Source organism: Phytoactinopolyspora halotolerans (assembly GCF_010550675.1).
GTDB lineage: Bacteria > Actinomycetota > Actinomycetes > Jiangellales > Jiangellaceae > Phytoactinopolyspora > Phytoactinopolyspora halotolerans.
Genome location: NZ_JAAGOA010000011.1, coordinates 17,886 through 40,910, shown reverse-complemented (window position 1 = coordinate 40,910; position 23,025 = coordinate 17,886). Strand labels below are relative to the sequence as shown.

The window sequence follows — 23,025 nt, the reverse complement described above, 5'->3', positions numbered from 1 at the left end:
AGCTACGAGGCCAGCGCCCACCCGGCGGCCGCCGCGGCGACGCCGGCAATGACGCTGCCCGCCACGTTGCCGAGCGCGTACCAGCGGGCACCGTCCTCGAGCAGTCGCAGCGTCTCGTAGCTGAACGTACTGTACGTGGTGAGCGCGCCGCAGAAGCCCACCCCCACCAGGGCGACGGTGTCGTCGCCCAGGCCGCCGTCGGCCGACAACGCCATGACGACGCCGAGAACGAACGAGCCGACGACGTTGACCGCCAACGTGCCCCAGGGGAACACGGCGTCGATCCGGGACTGGATGAAGCGGTCGGCGAGGTAGCGCAGCGGCGCACCCACGGCCGCACCGAGCGCGACCAGGAGTACCGTCACCGGCCCTCCGCCGCGTCGTCGTCCGTAGTTCCGTCCGGAGTTGATGCGTCGTTCCCGGTTCCGTCCGCCGCGTCGTCGTCCGCGCCGTGCGGATCGCCACGACGGCCGGCGTATCGGACGACGTCGACATCCGCGAGCGTGATCAGTCCCTCGTCGATCAGCGGCTCGATCTCGGCGACGAAGGCGTCGACCTTCTCCGCGGTGTCCACGATCTCCACCTTCATCGGAAGGTCCTCGGAGAGACTGAAGATCCGCGTGGTGTGGATGTGGTTCGACGCGCCGTATCCCTCGACGCCGCGGAACACACTCGCCCCGGCCAGTCCGGCGGCATGCGCGCGGTGAACGATCTCGGCGGACAACGGCTTGCCGTGCCACGTGTCGGACTCGCCGACGACGATCGTCAGCTTGCGCGCGGGCCCTCGCAGCGTCATCGTCGTCTCCTCTGTCACGTTCCACGGTGCCGCAGCCGGCCGAGCGCCGCCCCGGTTCCACGTACGCCGAGCCAGACCGCTGTCAACGCTGCCAGCGGCGTGATCACCAGGTAACTCAGCGCCGCCGCGGCCCGGTCGTCGGCGATCAGCTCCCGCACCTCGACGGCGTATGCAGAGAAGGTGGTGTATCCGCCGAGCATCCCGACGCCCAGGAACGGCCGCACCAGCCGGTGTGGAGCCGTCAGCTGAAGGATCACCGCCATGAGCACACCGATCAGGAAACAGCCCGTGATGTTCTCGGCCAGCGTCGCCCACGGAAACCGCGGGTCATCGCCGCCGAGGAGGGTCAGCGCGTACCGCGCCTCGGCACCCACGACACCGCCGGCGGCGATGGCTCCCAGCACCTGAGCTCGACGCTTCCACACCGCTCGCACGAACCCACGATAGCCGTCAGAACCGCCGCGGCCCTGCGTCGCCGAAACTGTTCGAGATGTAGCTCCGGTGATCCGCGGACTTATCGACATCGTCTAAGCCAGGACCTTGACAATGTCGACACATCGCGACGGCACCTCGTGCTGGTCCACGCGCCCGCCCGCGGGGCGGGCCACCTCCTACAGCACGGGCAGCATCGTCTCCCGCTCGTACGGGGTGACCTGGCGACGGTAGATCTCCCATTCCTGACGCTTGTTGCGCAGGAAGAACTCGAAGACATGTTCGCCCAGCGTCTCCGCGACCAGCTCGGAGCTCTCCATGGCACGGATCGCTTCGTCGAGCGAGGCCGGCAACGGGTCGATGCCCAGGGCGCGCCGCTCTCGGTCGGTCAGCGCCCAGACGTCGTCCTCCGCCTCCGGCGGCAGCTCGTAGCCCTCCTCGATCCCCTTCAACCCGGCCGCGAGGATGACCGCGTACGCCAGGTACGGGTTGCACGCGGAGTCCAGCGATCGGAACTCCACCCGGACCGACTGCGCCTTGCCCGGCTTGTACATGGGCACCCGCACCAGTGCGGAGCGGTTGTTGTGCCCCCAGCAGATGTATGCCGGCGCCTCTCCCCCGCCCTGCAGCCGCTTGTACGAGTTCACCCACTGGTTGGTGACCGCGGTGATCTCCGGCGAGTGCTTGAGCAGGCCGGCGATGAACGCCCGCCCGGTCTTGGACAGCTGGTATTCGGCGCCCGCCTCGAAGAAGACGTTGCGGTCCCCCTCGAACAACGAGACGTGCGTGTGCATGCCGGAACCCGGGTGCTCGGTGAACGGCTTCGGCATGAACGACGCGTACAGTCCCTGCGACAGCGCGACCTCCTTGACCACCGCCCGGAACGTCATCAGGTTGTCCGACGTGGCCAGTGCGTCCGCGTATCGCAGGTCGATCTCCTGCTGGCCGGGAGCGTTCTCGTGGTGGCTGAACTCCACCGAGATGCTCATCTCCTCGAGCATGGTGATGGCATCGCGCCGGAAGTCCTGCGCCACGCCGTGCGCAGTGTGGTCGAAGAAGCCGCTGGCGTCCACCGGGACCGGCTCCTTGCCCGGCTCCGGCCGCTCCTCGAAGACGAAGAACTCCACCTCGGGATGGGCGTAGAAGGTCAAGCCCAGATCCGCGGCCCGCCGCAGTGCCCGTTTCAGCACGTAGCGGGGGTCCGCGTACGACGGGGAGCCGTCCGGCATCAGGATGTCGCAGAACATCCGGGCCGTACCGCCGCGCCACGGCAGCACCTGGAACGTGGACGGGTCCGGCTTGGCCAGCATGTCCGCCTCGTAGACACGCGCGAAGCCCTCGATGGCCGAGCCGTCGAAGCCGATGCCTTCCTCGAAGGCGTTCTCCAGCTCCGCCGGTGCGACGGCGACCGACTTGAGATACCCGAGCACGTCGGTGAACCACAACCGCACGAACCGGATCTCGCGCTCTTCCAGCGTCCTCAGGACGAACTCCTGCTGCTTCTCCACGACACCCCAGTCTGCCGCACGCATGTGTCGGGCGTATAGCCAGCACCGGCTCCGCGTGTTGCGCGCCAGTTGCGCACGACGGCCGCATGCCGTGTGCCGCGACCCGGCGCGCGCCCGGGATCGCCGACCCGGCCCAGTGCGTGCCCGAGATCGCCGCCCCGGCCCGGCTCGTGCCTCACGCTTGCCTTCCCAGCGACTGCTCGGGTCGCAAGATACGCTCGTTGATGTGCCGCAGATCAGACTCGCCCTCGCCCAAGTGAACCCGACGGTCGGTGCGCTGGACGCCAACGCGGATCTCGTCGTCCGCATGACCCGGCATGCCGCCGGCCAGCACGCGCACCTGGTGGCGTTCCCGGAGATGGTGCTGACCGGTTATCCGATCGAGGACCTGGCGCTGCGCCGCTCGTTCGTGGATGCGTCGCGGGGCGCACTGGAGAAGCTCGCGGTACGGCTCCACGACGAGGGCCTCGGATCCATCGCCGTCGTCGTGGGGTACCTGGGTCGCGATGACGCCACCGCCGACACCGTGCAGCTGGGCCGCCCCAAGGGTTCGCCGCAGAACGCCGTCGCGGTGCTGTACGGCGGGCACGTGCTGGGCCGGCAGGCCAAGCACCACCTGCCGAACTATGGCGTGTTCGACGAGTTCCGCTATTTCGTGCAGGGCGACCACCTCGGCGTCGTCCGGCTGCACGGTATCGACATCGCCCTCGCCATCTGCGAAGACCTGTGGCAGGACGGCGGCCCGGTGGCGGTGGCGCGAGAGGCGGACGCGAGCCTGCTGCTGGTGATCAACGGCTCACCCTACGAACGCCACAAGGACGACTCGCGGCTGGAGCTGGCGCGCCGGCGCGCCGCCGACTCCCGGGCCACGCTGGCCTACGTGAACATGGTGGGCGGCCAGGACGAGCTGGTGTTCGACGGCGACTCCCTGGTGGTCGACGCCAACGGCGAGCTGCTGGCACGTGCGCCTCAGTTCGAGGAGGGGTGCCTCGTCGTCGATCTCGACCTGCCTCCGGCGACGGCGGCCGCCCCGGAGCCATGGGGGGTGGTGGACGAACACATCGCGGGTTTCCGTGTCCGGCGCACCACATTGTCCACGGAGGCCCTTCCCGCATACACGCCCGAGCCGGGCGCTATCGCGCCGGTCCTGTCCGATCCGGCCGAGGTGTACGCGGCCGTCGTCACAGGGCTGCGGGACTATGTCCGGAAGAACGGGTTCACGTCCGTGGTGCTCGGGCTGTCCGGGGGGATCGACTCCGCGCTCTGCGCCGCCGTCGCCGTCGACGCCATCGGGGCGGAGAACGTGCACGGCGTCTCCATGCCCAGCTCGTACTCGTCGGAGCATTCCAAGAACGACGCGCACGAGCTGGCCGAGCGGACCGGGTTGCGCTACCGCGTCGTTCCGATCGCGCCGATGGTGCAGTCATTCCTGGACAATCTCCCGCTCACCGGCCTGGCCGAGGAGAACCTGCAGGCCAGGGTGCGCGGGATGGCCCTGATGGGACTGTCCAATCAGGAGGGCCACCTCGTGCTGGCCACCGGCAACAAGAGCGAGCTGGCGGTGGGCTACTCGACCATCTACGGCGACGCCGTGGGCGGCTACGCACCGCTCAAGGATGTGCCGAAGACCCTGGTGTGGGAGTTGGCCCGCTGGCGGAACGCCGTCGCCGTGGAACGCGACCAGCAACCGCCGATCCCAGAGAACTCGATCGACAAACCGCCGAGCGCCGAGCTGCGTCCGGGGCAGCTGGACACCGACTCGTTGCCCGATTACTCGCTCCTCGACGAGATCCTGGACCACTACGTCGAGCAGGATCGGGGCAGCAGCGAGCTGCTCCAGGCCGGTTTCGCACCGGAGCTGGTCACCAAGGTGCTGCGGATGGTGGACGCGGCGGAATACAAGCGCCGGCAGTACCCGCCGGGACCGAAGATCACGCAGCGCAACTTCGGGCGGGACCGGCGGCTGCCGATCACTACGACTTGGCGCGAACACGCACCGACCGCGGACGAGCTGGGCACGGCCGAGCAGCCACCACCGCCGCCACCGTCCTGACACGCCGAGTGGCGGCCTGACACGCCATGTCGCGCCGGGGCACGGGCGCGCCCGATCACTCTCGCGGTGGAGGAGGCGGCGGGGGCGGTACTCCAGGTGCTGTCGGCGCCCCGGGTGATGCCGGCGCCGGCGGTGGTTGCGGTTCACGGCCCGGTTCCGGTTCACGATCCGGTTCCGGTTCCCCCTCCGTTTCCGGTTCACGATCCGGTTCCGGTTCCCCGTCCGGCAGCTTCTCCGGCTCGTCGAGGGGGTCGTGATCGGGCTCCTCCTCCGGTCCTTGGTCCCCCTCCGGCTCCCCGTCCCCTTCCGAGAGCCGGGCCCCGTCCGAGGTCCGACCCCGATCCGCTTGCTCAATGACCAGTTCCTCTTCCTCCGCGACGAGCTCCTCCTCGTCCGCGACGTCCGGCGCCGGTTCCCGTTCCGCGGCGGGTTCGCTCATGCCCGCGCCGATGACGAACTCATACACGGCCCATGCCGCGACCGCACCGATCAGCGGGCCTGCCAGCCATGCCACCGTGCCGGCCCACTCGGCGCCGACGAGCGCCGGTCCGAGCGCGCGAGCCGGATTGAGCGCACCTCCGGTCAGCCCGCCGATGGCGTAGATGCCCGCGACGTAACTGAATCCGATCGCCAGTGGATACGCCGAGAACGGTGCTCGCTGATCAACGATGGTGCCGAACACCGCCACGACCACCAGCAGGACGGCGAGCGCCTCCAACGCAACCGCCCCGGCCAGGTTGAGGTCCCCGCCTGTGCTCGGATCAGGCGCCGCCGCGGCGACCGCGTCCTGACTGAGAATGCCCAGCACGGCCAGAGCGGCAAGCAGTCCGCCGGCAAGCTGTGCGGCCCAGTACACCGACGCCCCGACCAGGTCGATCCGGCGGTTCAGCAGGATCGCCAGCGTGACAGCGGGGTTGAAGTGCCCGCCGGAGATGTGCCCCAGCGCGGCTACCAGCACGGCGATCGCCAATCCCTGAGACAACGCGTACGGCGTGAGCGTGCCATCCGTGCTCGCGGTCAGGATCGCGACGAACGTCAGCACGAATGCGCCTAGCGCTTCGGCTACCGCGTTCCGGGCCCATACCTGCGGCATCGAATCCCTCTTCCGCCTTCCGACACGTACTCCTCCGCGCTCTCGGATACCCACCTGCGTGCCACGCACCGAGGTCCGGACGTGTTCGTTCGTATGGCAGGCATGGATCTCGGCAGGCGTGGGAGAATTCCTGGTGTCAGGGGACCCGAGAAGCGGGCCTCGAGACGACGTAAGGAGTCTTGCCATGGCCGTTGAGACGGCACCGCTGTACGGCGGTGAACGGAGCAGGCGCATCACCATCCGCGACCTCCGCGTCGCGAAGGAGAACGGCGAGCGCTGGCCGATGCTCACCTCGTACGACATGTACACGGCGGAGATCTTCGACGAGGCGGGGATCCCCGTGCTGCTCGTCGGCGACTCGGCCGGAAACAACGTGTACGCGCATGCGGACACCGTGCCGGTGACAGTGGAGGAGATGGTTCCGCTCGCGCGCGCCGTCGTACGCTCCACCAAGCGCGCACTGATCGTCTGCGACCTGCCCTTCGGCTCGTACCAGCTCGGGCCGGAACAGGCGCTGGCCACGTCGATCCAGGTCATGAAGGAGACCGGGGTCCAAGCGGTCAAGCTCGAGGGCGGCCGCACCGTGGTCGAGTCGGTGCGCCGGATCGTCGAGGCCGGCATTCCGGTGATGGCGCATACCGGCTTCACCCCGCAGAGCGTCAACGCGCTCGGCGGGTACCGGGTGCAGGGCCGCGGGGCTCAGGCGGACGAGCTGATCGAGTCCGCCCTGGCGCTGGAAGAGGCCGGCGCGTTCTCCATCGTCCTGGAGATGGTCACCGCGCAGGTCGCAGCCGAGGTCACCAAGCGCCTGTCCATCCCGGTGATCGGCATCGGCGCGGGCCCGGACTGCGATGCACAGGTGCTGGTCTGGCAGGACATGGCCGGCATGCGGCCGGACGAGGCGCCGACGCCCCGATTCGTCAAGGCATTCGGCCATCTCCGCCGCGATCTCGCGGCGGCGACACACGCGTTCGCCGACGAGGTTGTCGCCGGACGGTTCCCGGCCGACGAGCACACCTACCACTGAGTCGCCGAGACAATGAGCCGCTGATCGACTGAGCCGCTGATCGCGATGCGGCACAGTCGATGCCTCGCGGGGCGGCGTCGGGCCGGACCGACCCGGCGCCGCACGGCGGCGCTTTCTCGCGACTCGTCGTACCGATGACAGCCGATGTCCGCCGCCGGGAGCTTCACCGCTTAAGCTCGTCCGTGGCCCAGCGACGACGGACGAAAGGTGCATGTCGTGGCCACGCACGGACACCAGCACGGCCCCCGCGGCGCACGCCGGCACGCCCGGCGCAGTCGGCGGCGGCAGCGATACGGCCGGTTCCTGGTCCGGACGGCGGCCGGCACGCTTCTTCCCGGCCTCGGCCTCATGGCGGCAGGCAGGCGGCGCATCGGCGGCCTTCTGCTCGGCACAACCCTTCTCGGCGCCTTCACCGTGGTGCTCCTGGTCATCCTCATCCCGAACCGGCGGCTGCTCGCCTACGGCGGTGATCGCAGTGCGCTGTTGCTCGTCGGCGTCGGCCTGATCTCGGTTGCAGCGATCTGGCTGATGATCGCGCTGGTCAGCCATCGATTGCTGGAGCCCGTGGGATTGCCGGTGCGGAAGCGGCTCGGTGGTGTCCTCACCGTGACCGTCGCGGCGTCCCTGGTGGTGGGACCGCTCACGCTGGCCGCACACAACGTCTTCACTCAACGCAGTCTCATCGGAGCGATCTCGGGCGGCGAGAGCCTCACCGCACCCGAGATCGCGGACCACAACGATCCATGGGCCGATCTGTCCCGGCTCAATCTCCTGTTGCTCGGCAGCGACGCCGGCGATGGACGAACCGGCGATCGACCGGACACCCTGATCGTGGCCAGCGTCGATACCGACAGCGGTGACACGGTTATGATCTCGGTGCCGAGGAACCTCGTGGGCTTCGAGTTCCCGGCCGGCAGCCCGTTGCACGAGCGCTACCCGGACGGCTTCACCGGTCCCGGAGATCCACGTGATTGGATGATCAACGCCGTTTACGACTTCGTCCCCCGCGACCACGCCGACGTCTTCGACGGGATCGACAACCCCGGCGCGGACGCGACGAAGGCCGCGGTCGAGGGCGCGCTCGACATCGACCTCGACTACTTCGTCATGGTCAATCTCGAGGGGTTCCAGGTGCTCGTCGACGCGATCGGGGGCGTGACGCTCGATGTGCCGCGCGACATCCCGATCGGCAACAAGAACAAGGAAGACGGCACCGGCTGCACCGAGCCTCGGGGATACATCAAGGCAGGCGAGAACCAGCATCTCGACGGATCGCAGGCGCTGTGGTTCGCCCGATCTCGGTGCGGTTCTGACGACAACGACCGCATGGTCCGCCAGCAGTACGTGCTGAACGCCATCGCACACCAGGTGGATCCACAGACCATGCTGACCCAGTATCAGAGTATCGCCACGGCGACCAGGGACATCGTCGAGACCGACATCCCCGAGCAGCTGTTTCCGGCGCTGATCCAGCTGATGTTCGACGTGCAGGACGGCGCTATCGAGACGATGCCGCTCACCTATGACTTCTTCCAGACGACCATGGGCTCGACGTCCGCTGATCCCGACTACGACATCCTGCATGAGGCCGTCGCCGACGCCATCGGCCCGAAACACCGGCCGAGTTCGGGCATGTCAGGTGCGAGCCCGCGACCCACGCCGTCGTGAGGACCGAACGGGGGTCGCCGCCAGGCCGCTGCCCGAGGCGCTCGCCCGAGACGCTCGCCTGAGGCGCTCGCCGGGCCGGCTGACCTAGCGGCCCTCCTCCCAGCCTTTGCCCCACTCACGTTCGCGCCGGTCGGCCTCGTCCATCTGGGCGGTGCGTTCGCGGGTCCGGGCGATCGCCTGGGCCGCCTCCTCTTCCGTCTCGTACGGTCCGAGCCGTCGATCGTTCGGACAACCGGCCTCCGGCTCGACGCGTGCGTGAATCAGGCACCAATACCACGGTCCGCTCATGCCCGGGCTCCTTCCGATCTAAGACCACGATAGGTGCACATACCCCACCGACGCCCACGGTTCCGGGCACGGACGTGGATCACACAACTGACGCAATTAGACTGGCCTGTTGTGAGTCACCTCGTTCCCGGCACCGTGTCGCCCCGACGACCCGTCCCGCAGTCGATCGCCCGCCCCGAGTACGTCGACAAGCCGCAGCCGGCCAGGTTCACCGGGTCAGAGGTGAAGGACGCCGAGACCATCGAGCGCATCCGTGTGGCCGCACAGCTCGCCGCGCGAGCGCTCCAGGAGGTCGGCAAGCACGTCGCCCCCGGCGTCACCACCGATGAGCTGGACCGGATCGGTCATGAGTTCCTCTGTGACCACGGCGCGTACCCGTCGACGCTCGGCTACCGTGGCTTCCCGAAGTCACTGTGCACGAGTGTGAACGAGGTCATCTGCCACGGCATCCCGGACTCGACGGTCATTGCCGACGGCGACATCGTCAACGTCGACATCACCGCCTACATCGGCGGTGTGCACGGCGACAACAACGCCACGTTCTTCGCCGGGGACGTCGACGAGGAGAGCCGGCTGCTGGTGGAACGGACGCACGAGGCGCTGATGCGGGGTATCAAGGCGGCCAAGCCGGGACGCGCGATCAACGTGATCGGCCGGGTGATCGAGTCCTACGCGAAGCGCTTCGGCTACGGCGTCGTGCGCGAGTTCACCGGGCACGGCGTCGGCGAGGCGTTCCACTCCGGATTGGTCATCCCGCACTACGACGACCCGGGTTCCACTACGCTCATCGAGGCCGGCATGGTCTTCACGATCGAGCCGATGATCAACCTCGGTACGCACGAGTGGCGGATGTGGGACGACGGGTGGACGGTCGTCACCAAGGACCTGCGCCGCTCCGCCCAGTTCGAGCACACCATCCTCATCACCGAAAGCGGCGCGGAGATCCTCACCACCCCATGATCATGAACACTAACCGTGCACATAGCACGGAAAGTGTTCATGATCATGGGGTGGTGTCAGGCGGCGGGGACGAAGGTGGCCGAGACGCCGGCGCGATACCCACTCGGCCGGATCCCGAAGTGGCGCTTGAACGCCACGCTGAGCGCATAGGCGTTGGAGTATCCGACCTTGCGCGCAATGGACTCCACGGTCGCGTCGGTGCGTTGCAGCAGGTCCGCCGCCATGCTCAGTCGCCAGCCCGTCAGGTAGGCCATGGGCGGCTCACCGAGCAGCTCGGTGAAGCGCCGCGCGAACGTGGCTCGTGACACCCCTGCCTCTCGGGCAAGCGTCTCGACCGTCCATGTCCGGGTCGGCTCGTCATGCATGGCACGCAACGCGGGTCCGACGGTCGGATCGCTGCTCGCGCGGTACCACGGCGGCGGACAGGACCCCGGCCGGGCGAACCACTCCCGCAGCGTCGACAGCAGGATCAGGTCCAGCAACCTGTCCAGTACGGCTTGCTGGCCAGGGTCCTCGCGGGCGATCTCCTCGACCGTCAGGTCGAAGATCGGGCACGGGCCGCCGTCGTCGGGCACCACCAGGACCTGGGGCAACGCGCTCAGCAGCCGGCCGGGGATCTGTCCGGCGACCTGGTAGGTTCCGGTGAGCAGCACGTTCGGACTGTCCAGGCTGTCACCGCAGGTCCGCGTGGTCAGCCCGAGCGCGTCCTCGACCGGCTTCCCGGATGCTGTCACGCACTGGTCAGGCGCCAGGACCACGTAGAGCGGCACCGTGCGCCGGGATGGGTCGTCGGTGACGGTGAACGGTTCCGGCCCGACGACGATCGCCGTGTCCTTCGGCCGGATCTGTACCGGTTCGCCGCCGTCCGGGACTATCCACGCGTTCCCGCGCACCATCGTCACGAGAGTGAGCGGTGCACCGTCTTCGAACCGGATCGCCCAGGGCGCCCCCATGATCGTGCGACCGAACAAGGATCCGCTCGATCGAACCTCGTGCATCATGCCGGCAAGCGCATCCACGCCGCCATCTTAGACGAGCGAACATCTCGATGAGCCTCGAGGACATTTCACCGTCGCACATTCCACGGTTGGCTAGAGGCATACCGGGACGACGCCCTGTCCGCGACGCACCGTCCGCACTGTCGTCCCCCAGCTCGATTTCCGTCTACGAAGGAGCGAGAACAGCCATGGCATTGAGCGCCGACGGCACCACCCAGACCGCTGGCAGAGAGATCCGGCTTGCATCCAGGCCGGTGGGCGAACCGGAGCTCGCCAACTTTGAACTCGCCGACATCGACATTCCCACGATCGGTGACGAACAGGTTCTGGTCCGCAACACATGGATGTCCGTCGACCCGTACATGCGCGGCAGGATGAACGATGTCGAATCGTATCTTCCGCCGTTCCAGCTCGACGCCCCGCTCGAAGGTGGCGCGGTCGGTGAAGTCGTGGCTTCCAGGTCCGACGCCGTACCCGCCGGCGCCACCGTGTCGCATTTCCTCGGCTGGCGAGATTTCGCCGTCGTCGACGCCGCCGACGCGACAGTGCTGGATACGACCATCGCGCCGGCCGAAGCCTATCTCGGCGCACTCGGCCTGACCGGGCTCACCGCCTACGCCGCCGTCACCGAGGTCACCCCGGTCCGCTCCGGAGACGTCGTCTTCGTCTCGGCGGCCGCCGGCGCCGTGGGGAGCATCGCCGGGCAGCTGGCACGCACGTTCGGCGCCTCCCGAGTCATCGGTTCGGCAGGCGGCCCCGCGAAAACCACCAAGCTGGTGGAGCAGTTCGGTTTCGACGCGGCCATCGATTACCGCGCCGGGTCGATCGAGAAGCAGCTCGCCGAGCTCGCGCCCGACGGTATCGACCTCTACGTGGACAACGTCGGCGGCGACCACCTGGAGGCGGCTATCGGCGCTATGCGAGCCGGCGGGAGGATCGCGATGGTGGGATCCATCAGCGGATACAACGCCACCGGACCGGTCCCCGGCCCGCGCGACTTCTTCCGTGCGCAGTTCAAGAGCCTCACCTTGCGCGGCATGATCGTCACCGACTATCTGCATCTCCTTCCCGAGTACGTCGCGATGGCTGCGCCCTGGCTGGTCGATGGGAGCCTGCGGACTGAGACGACCGTGTACACAGGGCTGGACCAGGCCCCTGCCGCCCTGCTCGGCGTACTCAACGGCTCGAACGTCGGCAAGATGCTTGTCCGGCTTGGCGACTGAGCCGGCGGAGAGGACGGAGACAGCGGAGACGGGCGCGGCTGACTGAGCTCCCTGACGAAGTTCGCTCTGGACAGCTCCGGCGATCCGCTAGGTCGGAACTGGCGACGGCCAGATCCGACCTAGCGCCCCTGTGGTGACGACACGTTCGACACTCCGAGGGGAGACATGGACACGACAACCACCTCCGCGCCGGCCAAGGCGGGACGCCGCGAGTGGCTCGGCCTGGCGACACTCGCCATTCCGACGATGCTGATCGGGCTGGACATGACGGTGCTGCATCTCGCCGTGCCGGAGCTCAGCTCCGACCTGCGACCGAGCAGCTCGCAGTTGCTGTGGATCACGGACATCTACGGCTTCCTCATCGCCGGTTTCCTGATCACGATGGGCACCCTCGGGGACCGGATCGGCCGTCGACGCCTGCTGCTGATCGGCGCGGCCGCGTTCGGCCTCGCGTCGGTACTGGCCGCCTACTCGACCAGCGCGGAGATGCTGATCGCCGCCCGCGCATTACTCGGTATCACCGGGGCGACGTTGATGCCGTCGACCCTCTCGCTGATCAGCAACATGTTCCAGGACCCGCGTCAGCGCTCGTTCGCGATCGCGGTCTGGATGATCAACTTCATGGTCGGCGGTGCCGTCGGCCCGCTGATCGGTGGCCTGCTCTTGGAGCACTTCTGGTGGGGTTCGGTCTTTCTCATCAGTGCGCCCGCGATGGCGATTCTGTTGGTGCTGGGCCGCGCGCTGTTGCCCGAGTACCGGAACGCGGGCGCGGGACGGCTCGACATGGCCAGCGTCGCATTGTCCCTGGCGGCGATCCTCGCGGTGGTCTATGGCGTGAAGGAGATCGCCAAGGGCGGATCGATATCGACGGCCCTGGCCGTCCTGGGTGGTGGGCTCGTCGTCGGTGCGGTGTTCGTCCGCCGGCAGCGCAGGCTGACCGAACCGCTGATGGATCTGAAGCTGCTGGGCGACCGGCGCTTCAGTACGGCGCTCGGCGCGCAGCTCGCCGGGCTGCTCGTGATCGCAGGCATGCAGTTCCTGATCATCCAGTACCTGCAACTCGTCCTGGACGTCTCGGCCCGCACCGCGGGGCTGCTGATCATCCCGGGCATGGTCGTCGCGATCGGCACCAGCCTGGTCGCACCGGCGCTGGCGAGGCGGTGGCGGCATGCGCCCGTCATCGCGGTGAGCATGCTGGTCAGCGGCCTGGGCCTGGTCGCCGTCACCCAGGCGGGTCCGGACAGCAGTGTCATCCCGGCGGTGCTCGGGTTCACGATCATCTCGCTGGCGATCAATCCGGCCGTCGCTCTCACGTACGATCTCGTCATCGGCAGCGCTCCGCCCGAGCGAGCCGGTTCCGCCTCGGGCATGGCCGAGACATCGTCCGAACTCGGCTTGGCGATGGGTGTCGCAGCCAGCGGGAGTATCGCGACGGCGGTCTACCGAGGCCGCACCTCCGGCGATGCGCTGCCCGACGGACTCGAGTCCAGCGCCCACGACCTGGCCGGCGACACGCTGCCCGCTGCTCTCGACGTGGCAGCCGGTCTTCCGGCGCCGACGGGTTCGGAGTTGCTGGAGGTCGCACGGGATGCGTTCTCCCGGGGCTTGCAGGTGGCCGGCGCGGTCAACCTCGCCCTCATGGTGGCGATGGCCGCGCTGGTCGCGATACTGCTGCGTCGCGCTGGCGAGGACGGCGAGGATCGGCCAAGCTAGTGGCGTGGCGACCACGAACGAGATCGGCTTCGGCATCGACATCGGCGGCAGCGGAATCAAAGGAGCACCCGTCGACCTGCGCCGCGGTGAGTTCACCGAGGAGCGGGTGCGGATCGAGACGCCGGACGAATCCACGCCGCAGAACGTCATCGAGGTGGTGCTCCAGGTACTGGAGGCCTTCGATTGGAAGCAGCCGTTCGGCTGCACCTTTCCGGGTGTCGTCCGGCGGGGCGTGGTCGGCTCGGCCGCGAACGTCGACGACGCGTGGGTCGGCGTGAACCTGGAGAAGGAGCTGACCGAACGTACCGGCCAGCCGGTCACCGCCATCAACGACGCCGATGCCGCCGGGCTGGCCGAGGCGCGCCTGGGTGCCGGTGCCGAGGTCGACGGTGTGGTCATCGTGACCACGCTCGGCACCGGCATCGGCAGCGCGCTGCTGCACCGAGGCGTGCTGCAGCCGAATACGGAGTTCGGACACCTCTACCTGGAGAACGGCCTGGAAGCCGAGCACTACGCGGCGTCGTCGGTCCGGGAGCGCGAAGACCTCTCGTGGGAGGACTGGGCGGACCGGCTGCAGCTGGTCTACTCCTATCTGGAGTTCCTCTTCTCCCCCGACCTGTTCGTCGTCGGCGGCGGGATCAGCAAGAAATCGGAGCGGTTCCTGCCGCGGCTGAAGCTGGAGACGCCGATCGTGCCCGCGGCGCTCCGCAACGACGGCGGCATCATCGGCGCTGCACTGCTGGCCGCCGAGACGCACCCGCAGTGAGCCGTTCGGACAGAATGTACGGCGCGAATAGCTTCGCCCTTCATGCACCAATTGCCTGAGCAATCATCTCATTATCCCTGGCCACCGATCGAATTGCGTCTCGCATGACGCAACATGGCAACCGCAGAGGTCGCCGTGCTAGCGTGGCCGGGGTTATGCACGAGAAGTGAAGGGCCCCCTGGTGAATAAGAAACTCCTCATTAGCCTCGGCTTGGTTGTCTCGCTACCTTTCCTGGCGGCATGCAGCGACGATGACGCAGACGAGAGCGCTGACGAGAACAGCGCAGAGCAGGAACCCGCCGCGCCTGAACCCGATTTGGAGAGCATTCCCGACGTTGTCGCCGTCGTGAACGGCGAAGAAATCCTCAAAGAGGATTTCGTTCCCGCTTACGAAAGCCAATTCCAGCAATTCGCTATGCAGGCGCAGGCGACCGGCGAAGACGTCGACGAGGAACAACTCAAGCAGCAGACAGCCGACAACATGGTCAGCAACGAGCTGCTGCTCCAGGAAGCGGACAACCGCAACGTCGACGCCTCGCAGGAGGAGATCGACCAGACGTTGAACGATCTCGCTACGCAGAACGGGCTCGAGTCGGCGGACGAGTTCATCGCCGCGCTGGAAGAGCAGGGCATGGCCGAGGACGAGGTGATGGCTCAGCTTGAGAATCAGGTCAAGCTCGACGAGCTCATCGCCGACGAGGCCGGCGACACGGAGCCGACCGAGAAGGAATTGCGCGAGCTTTACGAGCAGGCCGAGGCTCAGCAGGGGCAGGCGGGCGAGGAAGCACCCGAGATGCCTCCGTTCGAAGAGGTCAAGCCGCAGCTTGAAGAGCAGGCCAAGGCGGAGAAGGAGTCCGCCGCCGCGGAAGAACTGGTCGGCAAGCTCCGCGAGGACGCCGAGGTCACCATCAACCTGTGATCTCAGCCAAGGTATCCTCGAGACACGAGGATGAGCTGGCCGGGCGGCCGCGTCGGCACCATGCGTGCCGCCGAGGAAAGTCCGGACTCCACAGGGCAGGGTGGTGGGTAACGCCCACCCGGGGCAACCCGCGGGACAGTGCCACAGAAAGCAAACCGCCCGCGTGCCACGGTGCGCGGGTAAGGGTGAAACGGTGGTGTAAGAGACCACCAGCGTCCTGGGTGACCAGGACGGCTAGGTAAACCCCACCCGGAGCAAGGTCAGACAGGGAACGTTCGAGGGTCGCCCGCCCGAGTTCCCGGGTAGACCGCACGAGGCCGTCGGTAACGGCGGCCCCAGATGGATGGTCGCCGCTCCCGGCGAAAGCCGGGAGGCACAGAATCCGGCTTACAGGCCAGCTCGTCCTCCCTACCCGCGCGGGTGGACATGAGCGCGCGACGTCGCCGAACCAGGGCGAAGTTCACCCTGAGCTGGACCTGCGGGCAGGCTCACGCTGAGTTGAACCTGCCGGCCCCCAGTGAGGGGGCGGTGCGGAGAGCCTGAGCGACGGGTCTCCGCACCGCCCCGCGGGTACTATCAGCGGCCCATGATCTGGTCGACCTGTGTCTGGGCGCCGGTCAGCGCCTCGGCGGCGTCGCGCTGGCCGAGCAGGATCTCGTCGATTGCCGCGCCGACCGCCTGCGTGACCTGGTCGAAGTTGGTCGTGACCGGATAGAGGAACGTCGAGTCGTTTTCGATGTACGTGAGGAACGCGCTCACATCGATGCCTGCGTCCTCCCGGGCCTGTTCGCCGATCTCCAACGACGACTCGACGGCCGGGAACACCACGGCGTGCTCACCCACGACGTCCTGGCACTCGGCAGAGCCGAGGTAATTCACCCATTGCCAGGCCTCGTCCGGGTGCTCGCTATCGGCCGTGATCGAGTCCGCCAGCCCGTTGTACATGCTCCATCGGCCCTCGGGACCTTCCGGCAGCGGCGCGAACTCGACGTCGATGGATTCGTTGCCGACCAGTCCGCTGATCGCCCAGGATCCGTTGGTCACCATGGCCACGTCACCGGCGTTGAACAGCTCGGTGAAGCCGACGCCCTGAAGATCACCTAGCGGAGTGATGTATCCCGCCTCGATCATCCGGGCGAACCAGTCCAGCGTGTCTGCGAGTCTGGGGTCGTCGAACTGGTAATCGGTGCCCCACGGGTTGCCGTCTGCAAGCAGCTCGAAGCCAAGGCTGCGGGCGAAGTTGCCCCAGCTGGTCTGGCCGGAGGCGGAGTTGGACGGGTTCTCGAAGCTCAGCCCGTACACCGCCACGTTGTTCGGGTCGAACCCGGGCTCGTCGCCGCGCACTCCGTTCTCGTCCACGCTCAGGCGGGCGATGATGTCCTCGAACGTGCCGCCGTCGTCCGGGTTCCAGGTGGCGGTATTGATGTCATCGGCACTCAGCCCGGCATCGTCGACCATGGCGGAGTTGTAGGCCATGGCGATGGTGTCCCAGTCCTTCGGCAACCCGTACGTGCTGCCGTCCTGGCCCACCCAGAGGTCGGCGAGCCCGGGCAGATACTTATCCATGTCGACGTCGTCCGCTGCGATGTACTCGTCCAGCGGGAGCAGCACCTGGTCCTGGACGAACGTCGGGTAGAACGCCAGGTGATCGGTGAACACGTCCGGTGCGCGGCCGGCCGTGAACTGCGTGTTGAGGTTGGACCAGTACTCCTCCCACGCGAAGACCGAGAACTCGATCTCGATGCCGGTCTCCGCGGTGAACGCCTCCGCGCACTGCTCGTATTGCGGCCGCTGGTTGGAGTCCCACAGCCAGTACTCGATGGTCACGCCCGCGGCGTCGGTGTCACCGCCGTTGTTGCCGTCGCTCCCACCGCCGTCGCCGCATGCGGCGACCAGCAGCACGGCACACGTCGATGCCGCCGCGAGCCCCGTGGTTCGATGCCTCATCGCAATCGTCTCCCTCTCTCGTGTGGGTGGTGATGTCTCGATTTCGGGTCGGCGTGTCATCGCAGGCCCGTGAACTGAATCGAGTCGACGATCCGTCGACCCATGACTAGGAAGAGCAAGATCACCGGGACCGCACCCAGGCAGGTGGCCGCCATCAGTCCGGTCCAATCCGGGCCGGCTTGAGGCTGGCCGGCCCGGAACAGCGACAGCCCCACCGTCAGCACCCGCACGCTCTCGTCGGAGCCGGCGACGAGCGGCCACATGAACTCGTTCCACGCGATCACGTAGGCGAGGATCGCCGCCGTGGACAGGGGTGCTGACATGATCGGTACGTCGATCTGCAGGAAGATCCGCGGATGGCCGGCCCCGTCGATCCTGGCCGCCTCCTCCATTTCGGTGCTGATACCGAGGAAGAACTGGCGCAGGAAGAAGACCATGAACGGAGTGACGAAGAAGTACGGCGCCGCCAATGCGGCGAAAGTGTCGAGCAGGCCGAGCTGATTGAGCAGGACGAAGTTCGGGATCACGATGAAGACCGGCGGGATCAGCAGCGCAGCGAGGAACACATAGAAGACCGCCTCCCGACCGCGCCACTGCAGCCGGGCGAACGCATAGGCCGCCATCGCGCAGAACGTGACCTGCCCGACCGTGATCAGGACCGACACGATCACCGAATTGCGCAGGTACAGCAAGAAGTCGAACTCCGCACCGGAGCCGCCCGCGGCCATGGCCTCCTCGGTGCTGCTCAAGCCGAGCACCCGCTCGAAGTTGACCCAGGTGGGCTCGGGCGGGAGGAACGACTGGTCGCCGGTGAACAGAGAGCTGTTGGTCGTCGCGGCGGTGCGCACGATCCAGTAGAACGGCAGTAGCGTCACCAGCATCAGGACGATCAGGATCAGCCAGGCGGCCGCTCGGGACGGCCGCCACCGACGCCACGGAACTGCCAGCCGACGCGGTGGGACCGCCGACCGACGTTGTGTGGCCGTCGACCGGCCCCGTGCGGCCGGAGCGGCAGGCGGATGCGATTTCGACATGAGCCCCCCTTGTCAGGCCAGGTCCGATCGCGAGCCCCGCAGGGACCGCATGATGAGGAACGTGACGCACGCCAGCAGGACGAACAGCACCGCCGACATGGCGGCCGCGTAGCCGGCTTGGTTGAAGTTGAACGCCTGCCGGAAGATGTAGACGTAGATCACCAAGGTCGAGTTGGCCGGCCCGCCAGGCTGCCCACCGATTCCGCCGGTGGCGACCTGCACCAGGTCAAAGACCTGGAAGGAGCCCACGACGGACAGCACCAGCACAAGCGCCAGTACTGGCCGCAGCAGCGGCAACGTGACCCGCCAGAACATCCGCCACTCCCCAGCACCGTCCATGGCTGCCGCCTCGTAGAGCTGCTTGGGGATCATCTGCAGACCGGCGAAGAGCAGCAGAGCCGTGTAACCCACAAACCTCCAGGTGTTGATGGCGGCCAGAGTGGGAACCGCTTGGTCTGGCGACCCTAGGAACGCCTGGCCCCCGATGCCGACCATCTCCAGCAGGTGGTTGACGAGCCCCAGTCGTGGATCGAGCATCCACAGCCACAGCAGGCCGACCACGACCTGCGGTATCAGCCAGGGCAGTACGAGCACGCCGCGAACGATGACCGATCGGGTCAGCCGGTCCATCATCACGGCCATCGCAAGCGCCAGCACGGTCTGCATCCCGATGTTGATGACGACGTACTGCACCGTCACCCACATCGAGTGCCAGAACAGCTGGTCATCCACGAGCTGCCGGTAGTTCTCCAGCCCGGTGAAGTCTCCCGAGCGGCGGAGCAGGTTGTAGTCGGTGAAACTCATCCACAGCGCCCGCAGAGCCGGCCACAGGTAGAACAGCGCGAAGCCGAAACCCGCCGGGAGCAGGAACAGCGCCGCGACCCAACCCTGGCTCCGGCGCAGGCGCCGCCAGCCTGACGACGCTCTGTGCTGGTGTTGACGTGCAGCGCGGGCGGAGACGATCGCCATCGGCAGGCTTCCTTCCGTACGGGGTGGAGGCCGACTTACCTGCGTGTCAGGATGATAACGTTTTCAAGCGCGCTGTCAACGGTTTGCGTCGCCACAGTTTCGGGATAGTTACCTGACCGACGGTGGCCCGCTAGACTCGCGGATCACCAATCGTGGTGTGGCCAGCGAGTTCTGCGGGGGGTGCTGGTCGTTGACCAAACCGGCCAGCAGGTCGAACGCGCGCCGGCCGAGCCCGACGAAGTCCTGCTCGACCGTGGTGAGTGCGGGCGTGGCCACCGCAGCAAGCGGGTGGCCGTCGAATCCGACCACGCTGACGTCGTCGGGTACCCGGCGTCCCTGCTCGTGCAGTCCGCGCATCACGCCCATCGCGATCTCGTCGTTGCCGCAGAGCACCGCGGTCACGCGTTCCCGCCGCGCCAGCTGCTGGCCCAGCCGGTAGCCGGTGATCGGATCCCAGTCCGACTGCAATACCTCTGGGACCTCGGCCCCCGCCCGCTCAAGCGCCTTCCGCCAGCCCACGACCCGCCCGCTGCGGCGCCCGGCGGCCGGAATGGCAACGTGGTGGACAGTGCGGTGCCCCAAGGACAGCAAGTACTCCGTGGCCTGGGAAGCCGCGGCGGTGTCGTCGAGAACCGCATGCGGCACGCCGCTGCTGCGCCCTCCGGATGCGGCCACCACGGGCAGCCCGGCCGGCAGCTGGTGCAGCGCCTTGACCGACGCCGCGTCGAACTTCAGCACGATGACACCTGCCACCGGATGGGCCAGTGCCAGGTCGACGGTGGACGAGATCAGTGCGGGCTCCTCGGAGTCGATCACCGTGATCATCACGATGTATCCGGCCAGCCGCGCGGCCTCTTCGATCCCCTGCAGGGTGCTGGCGTACCCGTACCGGGTGGTCCCCCCGGTGAGCACAGCGATCGCCTTCTGATGCCCCGCCACCAGAGCCCGCGCCGCACCGTTCGGCCGGTAGCCCAATTGTGCGATCGCCGCCAGTACGCGCTCCCGCTTCTCCGCCCGCACCGGCGTCGAGCCCGTGATCACGCGCGACACGGTCGGCACCGACACACCTGCGACCCGGGCGACATCGGTGATGGCCGGTCCCCGGGTGGTGACCCGGCCGCGTCGGGCGGCGTTAGACATACACTCATCATCCCTGATCACCGGCGGATTCAGCCAGTTCGAGGCGTCGAGGCCGGATCGAAAGCGGGTATTGACGGCAGTTTTGAAAACCTTATCATGACGGTGTGACCGCGACTGAGCGTACGGGACCGGCAGCCGGCTCCACGCACACCACCGACCGACTTCTGCGATGGGGACACAGCGCCCTCACCCTGGTGGTCGACCTCCCGGTGGATGCGCCGCCCGCTCTGATCAAGCTCGATGGCACCGACGTCGCCGCGGACCATGCGGTCGATACCACGCGGGCCAGCACCGCTCCAGGACCACAGCCCATGGCGGAGATCCTGGTGGCCGGCCACGGGCGTGCGTGGTCGGGGACTCGTTCCATCGGCACCGGCGTCGGCGGCCGTCTGCGCTACGCGGGCCACGCCGAGGACAACGAGGGACAGTGGCGGCAGTTGCGGATCGACGCGACCGACGTCGAGACCGGCCTCCGGGTCGAGGTCGTCTTCCAGTCCCAGGACGGCGTGCCCGCCGTCCGGACCTGGACCCGGATCCGCAACGAACACCGCGAGCCGATCGTCGTACACGCGGTGAGTTCCTTCGCCTCCGGCGCGTTCCTCCATGGCGGCGGCAGCGTCGACGACGTCGACCTGTACTGGGCGCCCAGCGGCTGGTTGTCAGAGAGCCGGTGGCGGGCTGCTCCGCTTCGCGACGCCGGGCTGCCCGACCTGGACTTCGCCGGGCACGGCTACCGGTCCCGAGGCTGCTTTGCGGTCACCAACACCGGCACCTGGTCGACCAAGGACGCGCTGCCGGTCGGTGCTCTCGTCCATCGCCCGACCGGCCGATCCTGGGCGTGGCAGATCGAACACAACGGCAGCTGGCGATGGGAGATCGGCGAGTCCCGCGACGGTGTATACCTCAGCGCGGCCGGTCCGTCGGATACCGATCACCAATGGCGCCACATGCTTGCTCCGGGCAGCGAGTTCTCGTCGGTGCCGGTGGGCATAGCGGTCGCCGACGACGGTCTCGCCGGTGCCGCCGCTGCCCTGACCCGATACCGCCGGTGTCTCGTCCGACCGCCATCCGGCCGCACCGCTGCCCTGCCGGTGATCTTCAACGACTATATGAACACCCTCATGGGAGATCCGACCAGCGACGCTCTGGAGCCGCTGATCGATGCGGCGGCCACGGCCGGCGCGGAGTACTTCTGCATCGACGCCGGCTGGCATGACGACTCCCGAGCACACGACTGGTACCGAGAGATCGGTGCGTGGGAGCCGTCCACCACCCGTTTCACCGACGGCCTGGCCGGGATCCTCGCACGGATCCGCGCCGCCGGAATGGTGCCCGGGCTCTGGTTGGAACCGGAGGTGGTCGGCGTGCGCAGCCCGGTGGCGCGCGACCTGCCAGACGCGGCGTTCTTCCAGCGCGACGGCCGGCGCCAGGTCGAGGACGGACGTTACCACCTTGACCTGCGTCACCCGGCGGCCGTCGCCCACCTCGACGGAGTGATCGACCGCCTGGTCCGGGAGTTCGGAGTGGGTTACTTCAAATTCGACTACAACGCGGACTTCGGGCCCGGCACCGATGTGAGCGCAGCGGCTCCGGGTGACGGGTTGCTCGAGCACAACCGGGCACACCTCGCATGGCTGGACCGGCTGCTGCAGCGGCATCCCGGCCTGGTGATCGAGAACTGTGCCTCCGGAGCGATGCGGATGGACTACGCGATGCTCGGCCGCCTCCAGGTGCAGTCCACGAGCGACCAGCAGAACCCGCTGCGATACCCGCCGATCACCGCGGCCGCGCCGTTGGCGGTGCTCCCCGAGCAGGCGGGCAACTGGGCATATCCCCAGCCTGGCATGTCCGCCGAAGAGATCGCCTTCTGCATGGTCACCGGCATGACCGGGCACATGATCCTGTCCGGACACCTGGACAAGATGACCGCCGACGAGCTCCGGCTGGTGACCGAAGGGGTTGCTGCATACCGGGGCTTCCGCGCTGCTCTTCCTCGGGCCGTGCCGTTCTGGCCGGCCGGTCTGCCCGGCTGGACCGACCCGTGGGTGGCCCTCGGATTACGCCCTTCGAGCGACGACCTTGACCAACCGACGTATCTGATGATGTGGCGCCGGCCGGGTGCCGGCCCGGAGTTGTCGCTCGCGTTCCCGCACCTGGCCGGCCTGGCGGTCCGGCCATCGCTGGTCTACCCGACCGGGCTCGAACCCTGGCAGCTGGCATGGACAGCGGAGGACGGCCTGCTCACGGTGACCAGCCCGGGAGCCGCGCCTGCGGCGCGAATCATCGCGTTGACGCCCGTGACCCGAGCCGCCGGCCATTCTCAGGGGCTCGATCGAAGCGGACTTATACCGAACGTCGGCCAAGACTGACGACCCAGGCCGACGCTCGTTCGACTGATCACGACGCTGTCGAGGAGGTGAATCGCACGCGAGCTGAACGGCGTCCGGCATGAGACCTCCCCCGGATTCGTGCCCGGCGTCGGTCCCTGTCC

The 23,025-nt window shown here is 67.8% G+C and carries 20 protein-coding genes and 1 other RNA gene; 10 read left to right on the top strand and 11 right to left on the bottom strand.

Translation table 11 applies throughout. The features are described from left to right. Positions 1-2: 2 nt before the first annotated feature. The 4 genes from crcB (G1H10_RS16240) to glnA all read right to left on the bottom strand — a co-directional run bounded on the left by crcB (G1H10_RS16240) (position 3) and on the right by glnA (position 2,736). On the bottom strand, positions 3-365 hold the full coding sequence (gene crcB, locus G1H10_RS16240) for a fluoride efflux transporter CrcB (protein ID WP_163739651.1): 363 nt from the start codon (positions 363-365) through the stop codon (positions 3-5). Next, positions 362-796 carry a DUF190 domain-containing protein gene (locus G1H10_RS16235; RefSeq protein WP_163739649.1) on the bottom strand — a complete coding sequence of 145 codons (435 nt, stop codon included), beginning with the start codon at positions 794-796 and terminating at the stop codon, positions 362-364. The genes crcB (G1H10_RS16240) and G1H10_RS16235 overlap by 4 nt, the downstream gene beginning before the upstream one ends. 14 nt (positions 797-810) lie before the next feature. Beyond that, positions 811-1,230, bottom strand: a complete 420-nt coding sequence (gene crcB / locus G1H10_RS16230; protein ID WP_216853331.1) for a fluoride efflux transporter CrcB — start codon at positions 1,228-1,230, stop codon at positions 811-813. 177 nt (positions 1,231-1,407) lie between these two features. Beyond that, positions 1,408-2,736: a type I glutamate--ammonia ligase gene (glnA, locus tag G1H10_RS16225; protein ID WP_163739903.1), complete on the bottom strand. Its 1,329-nt coding sequence runs from the start codon at positions 2,734-2,736 to the stop codon at positions 1,408-1,410. Positions 2,737-2,962: 226 nt separating this feature from the next. Here glnA and G1H10_RS16220 point away from each other — a divergent pair, with 226 nt between their 5' ends. Continuing rightward, the gene (locus tag G1H10_RS16220; RefSeq protein WP_163739645.1) at positions 2,963-4,789 is read left to right on the top strand and encodes an NAD+ synthase; all 1,827 of its coding nucleotides are present in this window, start codon (positions 2,963-2,965) and stop codon (positions 4,787-4,789) included. Positions 4,790-4,844: 55 nt separating this feature from the next. Here the strand turns inward: G1H10_RS16220 and G1H10_RS16215 are convergent, their stop codons facing one another. Further along, the gene (locus tag G1H10_RS16215; protein ID WP_163739643.1) at positions 4,845-5,882 is read right to left on the bottom strand and encodes an aquaporin; all 1,038 of its coding nucleotides are present in this window, start codon (positions 5,880-5,882) and stop codon (positions 4,845-4,847) included. Positions 5,883-6,066: 184 nt separating this feature from the next. Between G1H10_RS16215 and panB the strand changes: the two genes are divergently transcribed. Next, positions 6,067-6,909, top strand: coding sequence for a 3-methyl-2-oxobutanoate hydroxymethyltransferase (panB, locus tag G1H10_RS16210; RefSeq protein ID WP_163739641.1), 843 nt, complete (start codon positions 6,067-6,069; stop codon positions 6,907-6,909). A gap of 216 nt (positions 6,910-7,125) precedes the next feature. Next, the gene (locus G1H10_RS33065; protein WP_163739638.1) at positions 7,126-8,577 is read left to right on the top strand and encodes an LCP family protein; all 1,452 of its coding nucleotides are present in this window, start codon (positions 7,126-7,128) and stop codon (positions 8,575-8,577) included. Positions 8,578-8,661: 84 nt separating this feature from the next. On the opposite strand, the gene G1H10_RS16200 is transcribed toward G1H10_RS33065, so the two are convergent. Beyond that, positions 8,662-8,865: a hypothetical protein gene (locus G1H10_RS16200; RefSeq protein WP_163739636.1), complete on the bottom strand. Its 204-nt coding sequence runs from the start codon at positions 8,863-8,865 to the stop codon at positions 8,662-8,664. A 111-nt stretch (positions 8,866-8,976) separates the two neighbouring features. On the opposite strand from G1H10_RS16200, the gene map reads away from it, so the two are divergent. Beyond that, on the top strand, positions 8,977-9,825 hold the full coding sequence (gene map, locus G1H10_RS16195) for a type I methionyl aminopeptidase (protein WP_163739634.1): 849 nt from the start codon (positions 8,977-8,979) through the stop codon (positions 9,823-9,825). 56 nt (positions 9,826-9,881) lie between these two features. On the opposite strand, the gene G1H10_RS34580 is transcribed toward map, so the two are convergent. Further along, positions 9,882-10,844 (bottom strand): AraC family transcriptional regulator, encoded by a 963-nt coding sequence (locus G1H10_RS34580; RefSeq protein ID WP_163739633.1) that lies wholly within the window; start codon positions 10,842-10,844, stop codon positions 9,882-9,884. 167 nt (positions 10,845-11,011) lie between these two features. Here G1H10_RS34580 and G1H10_RS16185 point away from each other — a divergent pair, with 167 nt between their 5' ends. The 5 genes from G1H10_RS16185 (at position 11,012) to rnpB (ending at position 15,850) form a co-directional block, all read left to right on the top strand. Beyond that, entirely contained in the window at positions 11,012-12,046 is a 1,035-nt protein-coding gene (locus G1H10_RS16185) for an NADP-dependent oxidoreductase (protein WP_163739631.1), read from the top strand. Positions 12,047-12,211: 165 nt separating this feature from the next. After that, a complete protein-coding gene (locus G1H10_RS33060) occupies positions 12,212-13,759 on the top strand; it encodes an MFS transporter (protein WP_163739629.1) in 1,548 nt (515 codons plus the stop codon). A 4-nt stretch (positions 13,760-13,763) separates the two neighbouring features. Beyond that, the gene (gene ppgK / locus G1H10_RS16175; protein ID WP_174264418.1) at positions 13,764-14,525 is read left to right on the top strand and encodes a polyphosphate--glucose phosphotransferase; all 762 of its coding nucleotides are present in this window, start codon (positions 13,764-13,766) and stop codon (positions 14,523-14,525) included. 166 nt (positions 14,526-14,691) lie between these two features. Further along, the gene (locus G1H10_RS16170; protein WP_216853330.1) at positions 14,692-15,444 is read left to right on the top strand and encodes a SurA N-terminal domain-containing protein; all 753 of its coding nucleotides are present in this window, start codon (positions 14,692-14,694) and stop codon (positions 15,442-15,444) included. A gap of 31 nt (positions 15,445-15,475) precedes the next feature. Beyond that, positions 15,476-15,850, top strand: an RNA gene (gene rnpB, locus G1H10_RS16165) — RNase P RNA component class A. 170 nt (positions 15,851-16,020) lie between these two features. On the opposite strand, the gene G1H10_RS16160 is transcribed toward rnpB, so the two are convergent. The 4 genes from G1H10_RS16160 to G1H10_RS16145 all read right to left on the bottom strand — a co-directional run bounded on the left by G1H10_RS16160 (position 16,021) and on the right by G1H10_RS16145 (position 20,534). Beyond that, positions 16,021-17,391, bottom strand: coding sequence for an ABC transporter substrate-binding protein (locus G1H10_RS16160; RefSeq protein ID WP_163739626.1), 1,371 nt, complete (start codon positions 17,389-17,391; stop codon positions 16,021-16,023). A 56-nt stretch (positions 17,392-17,447) separates the two neighbouring features. Further along, entirely contained in the window at positions 17,448-18,425 is a 978-nt protein-coding gene (locus tag G1H10_RS16155) for a carbohydrate ABC transporter permease (protein ID WP_163739624.1), read from the bottom strand. 12 nt (positions 18,426-18,437) lie between these two features. Next, positions 18,438-19,394: a carbohydrate ABC transporter permease gene (locus tag G1H10_RS16150; protein WP_163739622.1), complete on the bottom strand. Its 957-nt coding sequence runs from the start codon at positions 19,392-19,394 to the stop codon at positions 18,438-18,440. Between the two features lie 108 nt (positions 19,395-19,502). Further along, positions 19,503-20,534, bottom strand: coding sequence for a LacI family DNA-binding transcriptional regulator (locus G1H10_RS16145; RefSeq protein WP_163739620.1), 1,032 nt, complete (start codon positions 20,532-20,534; stop codon positions 19,503-19,505). A gap of 104 nt (positions 20,535-20,638) precedes the next feature. Here G1H10_RS16145 and G1H10_RS34575 point away from each other — a divergent pair, with 104 nt between their 5' ends. After that, on the top strand, positions 20,639-22,903 hold the full coding sequence (locus G1H10_RS34575) for a glycoside hydrolase family 36 protein (protein ID WP_163739618.1): 2,265 nt from the start codon (positions 20,639-20,641) through the stop codon (positions 22,901-22,903). Positions 22,904-23,025 lie beyond the last annotated feature (122 nt).

Bases quoted from the DNA above. Each gene is read 5' to 3' on its own strand.
- G1H10_RS16150 (WP_163739622.1), bottom strand. From the start codon at position 19,394: ATGGCGATCGTCTCCGCCCGCGCTGCACGTCAACACCAGCACAGAGCG.
- panB (WP_163739641.1), top strand. From the start codon at position 6,067: ATGGCCGTTGAGACGGCACCGCTGTACGGCGGTGAACGGAGCAGGCGC.
- G1H10_RS16200 (WP_163739636.1), bottom strand. From the start codon at position 8,865: ATGAGCGGACCGTGGTATTGGTGCCTGATTCACGCACGCGTCGAGCCG.
- G1H10_RS16145 (WP_163739620.1), bottom strand. From the start codon at position 20,534: ATGTCTAACGCCGCCCGACGCGGCCGGGTCACCACCCGGGGACCGGCC.
- G1H10_RS16235 (WP_163739649.1), bottom strand. From the start codon at position 796: ATGACGCTGCGAGGGCCCGCGCGCAAGCTGACGATCGTCGTCGGCGAG.
- G1H10_RS33060 (WP_163739629.1), top strand. From the start codon at position 12,212: ATGGACACGACAACCACCTCCGCGCCGGCCAAGGCGGGACGCCGCGAG.
- G1H10_RS16160 (WP_163739626.1), bottom strand. From the start codon at position 17,391: ATGAGGCATCGAACCACGGGGCTCGCGGCGGCATCGACGTGTGCCGTG.
- G1H10_RS16215 (WP_163739643.1), bottom strand. From the start codon at position 5,882: ATGCCGCAGGTATGGGCCCGGAACGCGGTAGCCGAAGCGCTAGGCGCA.
- G1H10_RS16185 (WP_163739631.1), top strand. From the start codon at position 11,012: ATGGCATTGAGCGCCGACGGCACCACCCAGACCGCTGGCAGAGAGATC.
- G1H10_RS16155 (WP_163739624.1), bottom strand. From the start codon at position 18,425: ATGTCGAAATCGCATCCGCCTGCCGCTCCGGCCGCACGGGGCCGGTCG.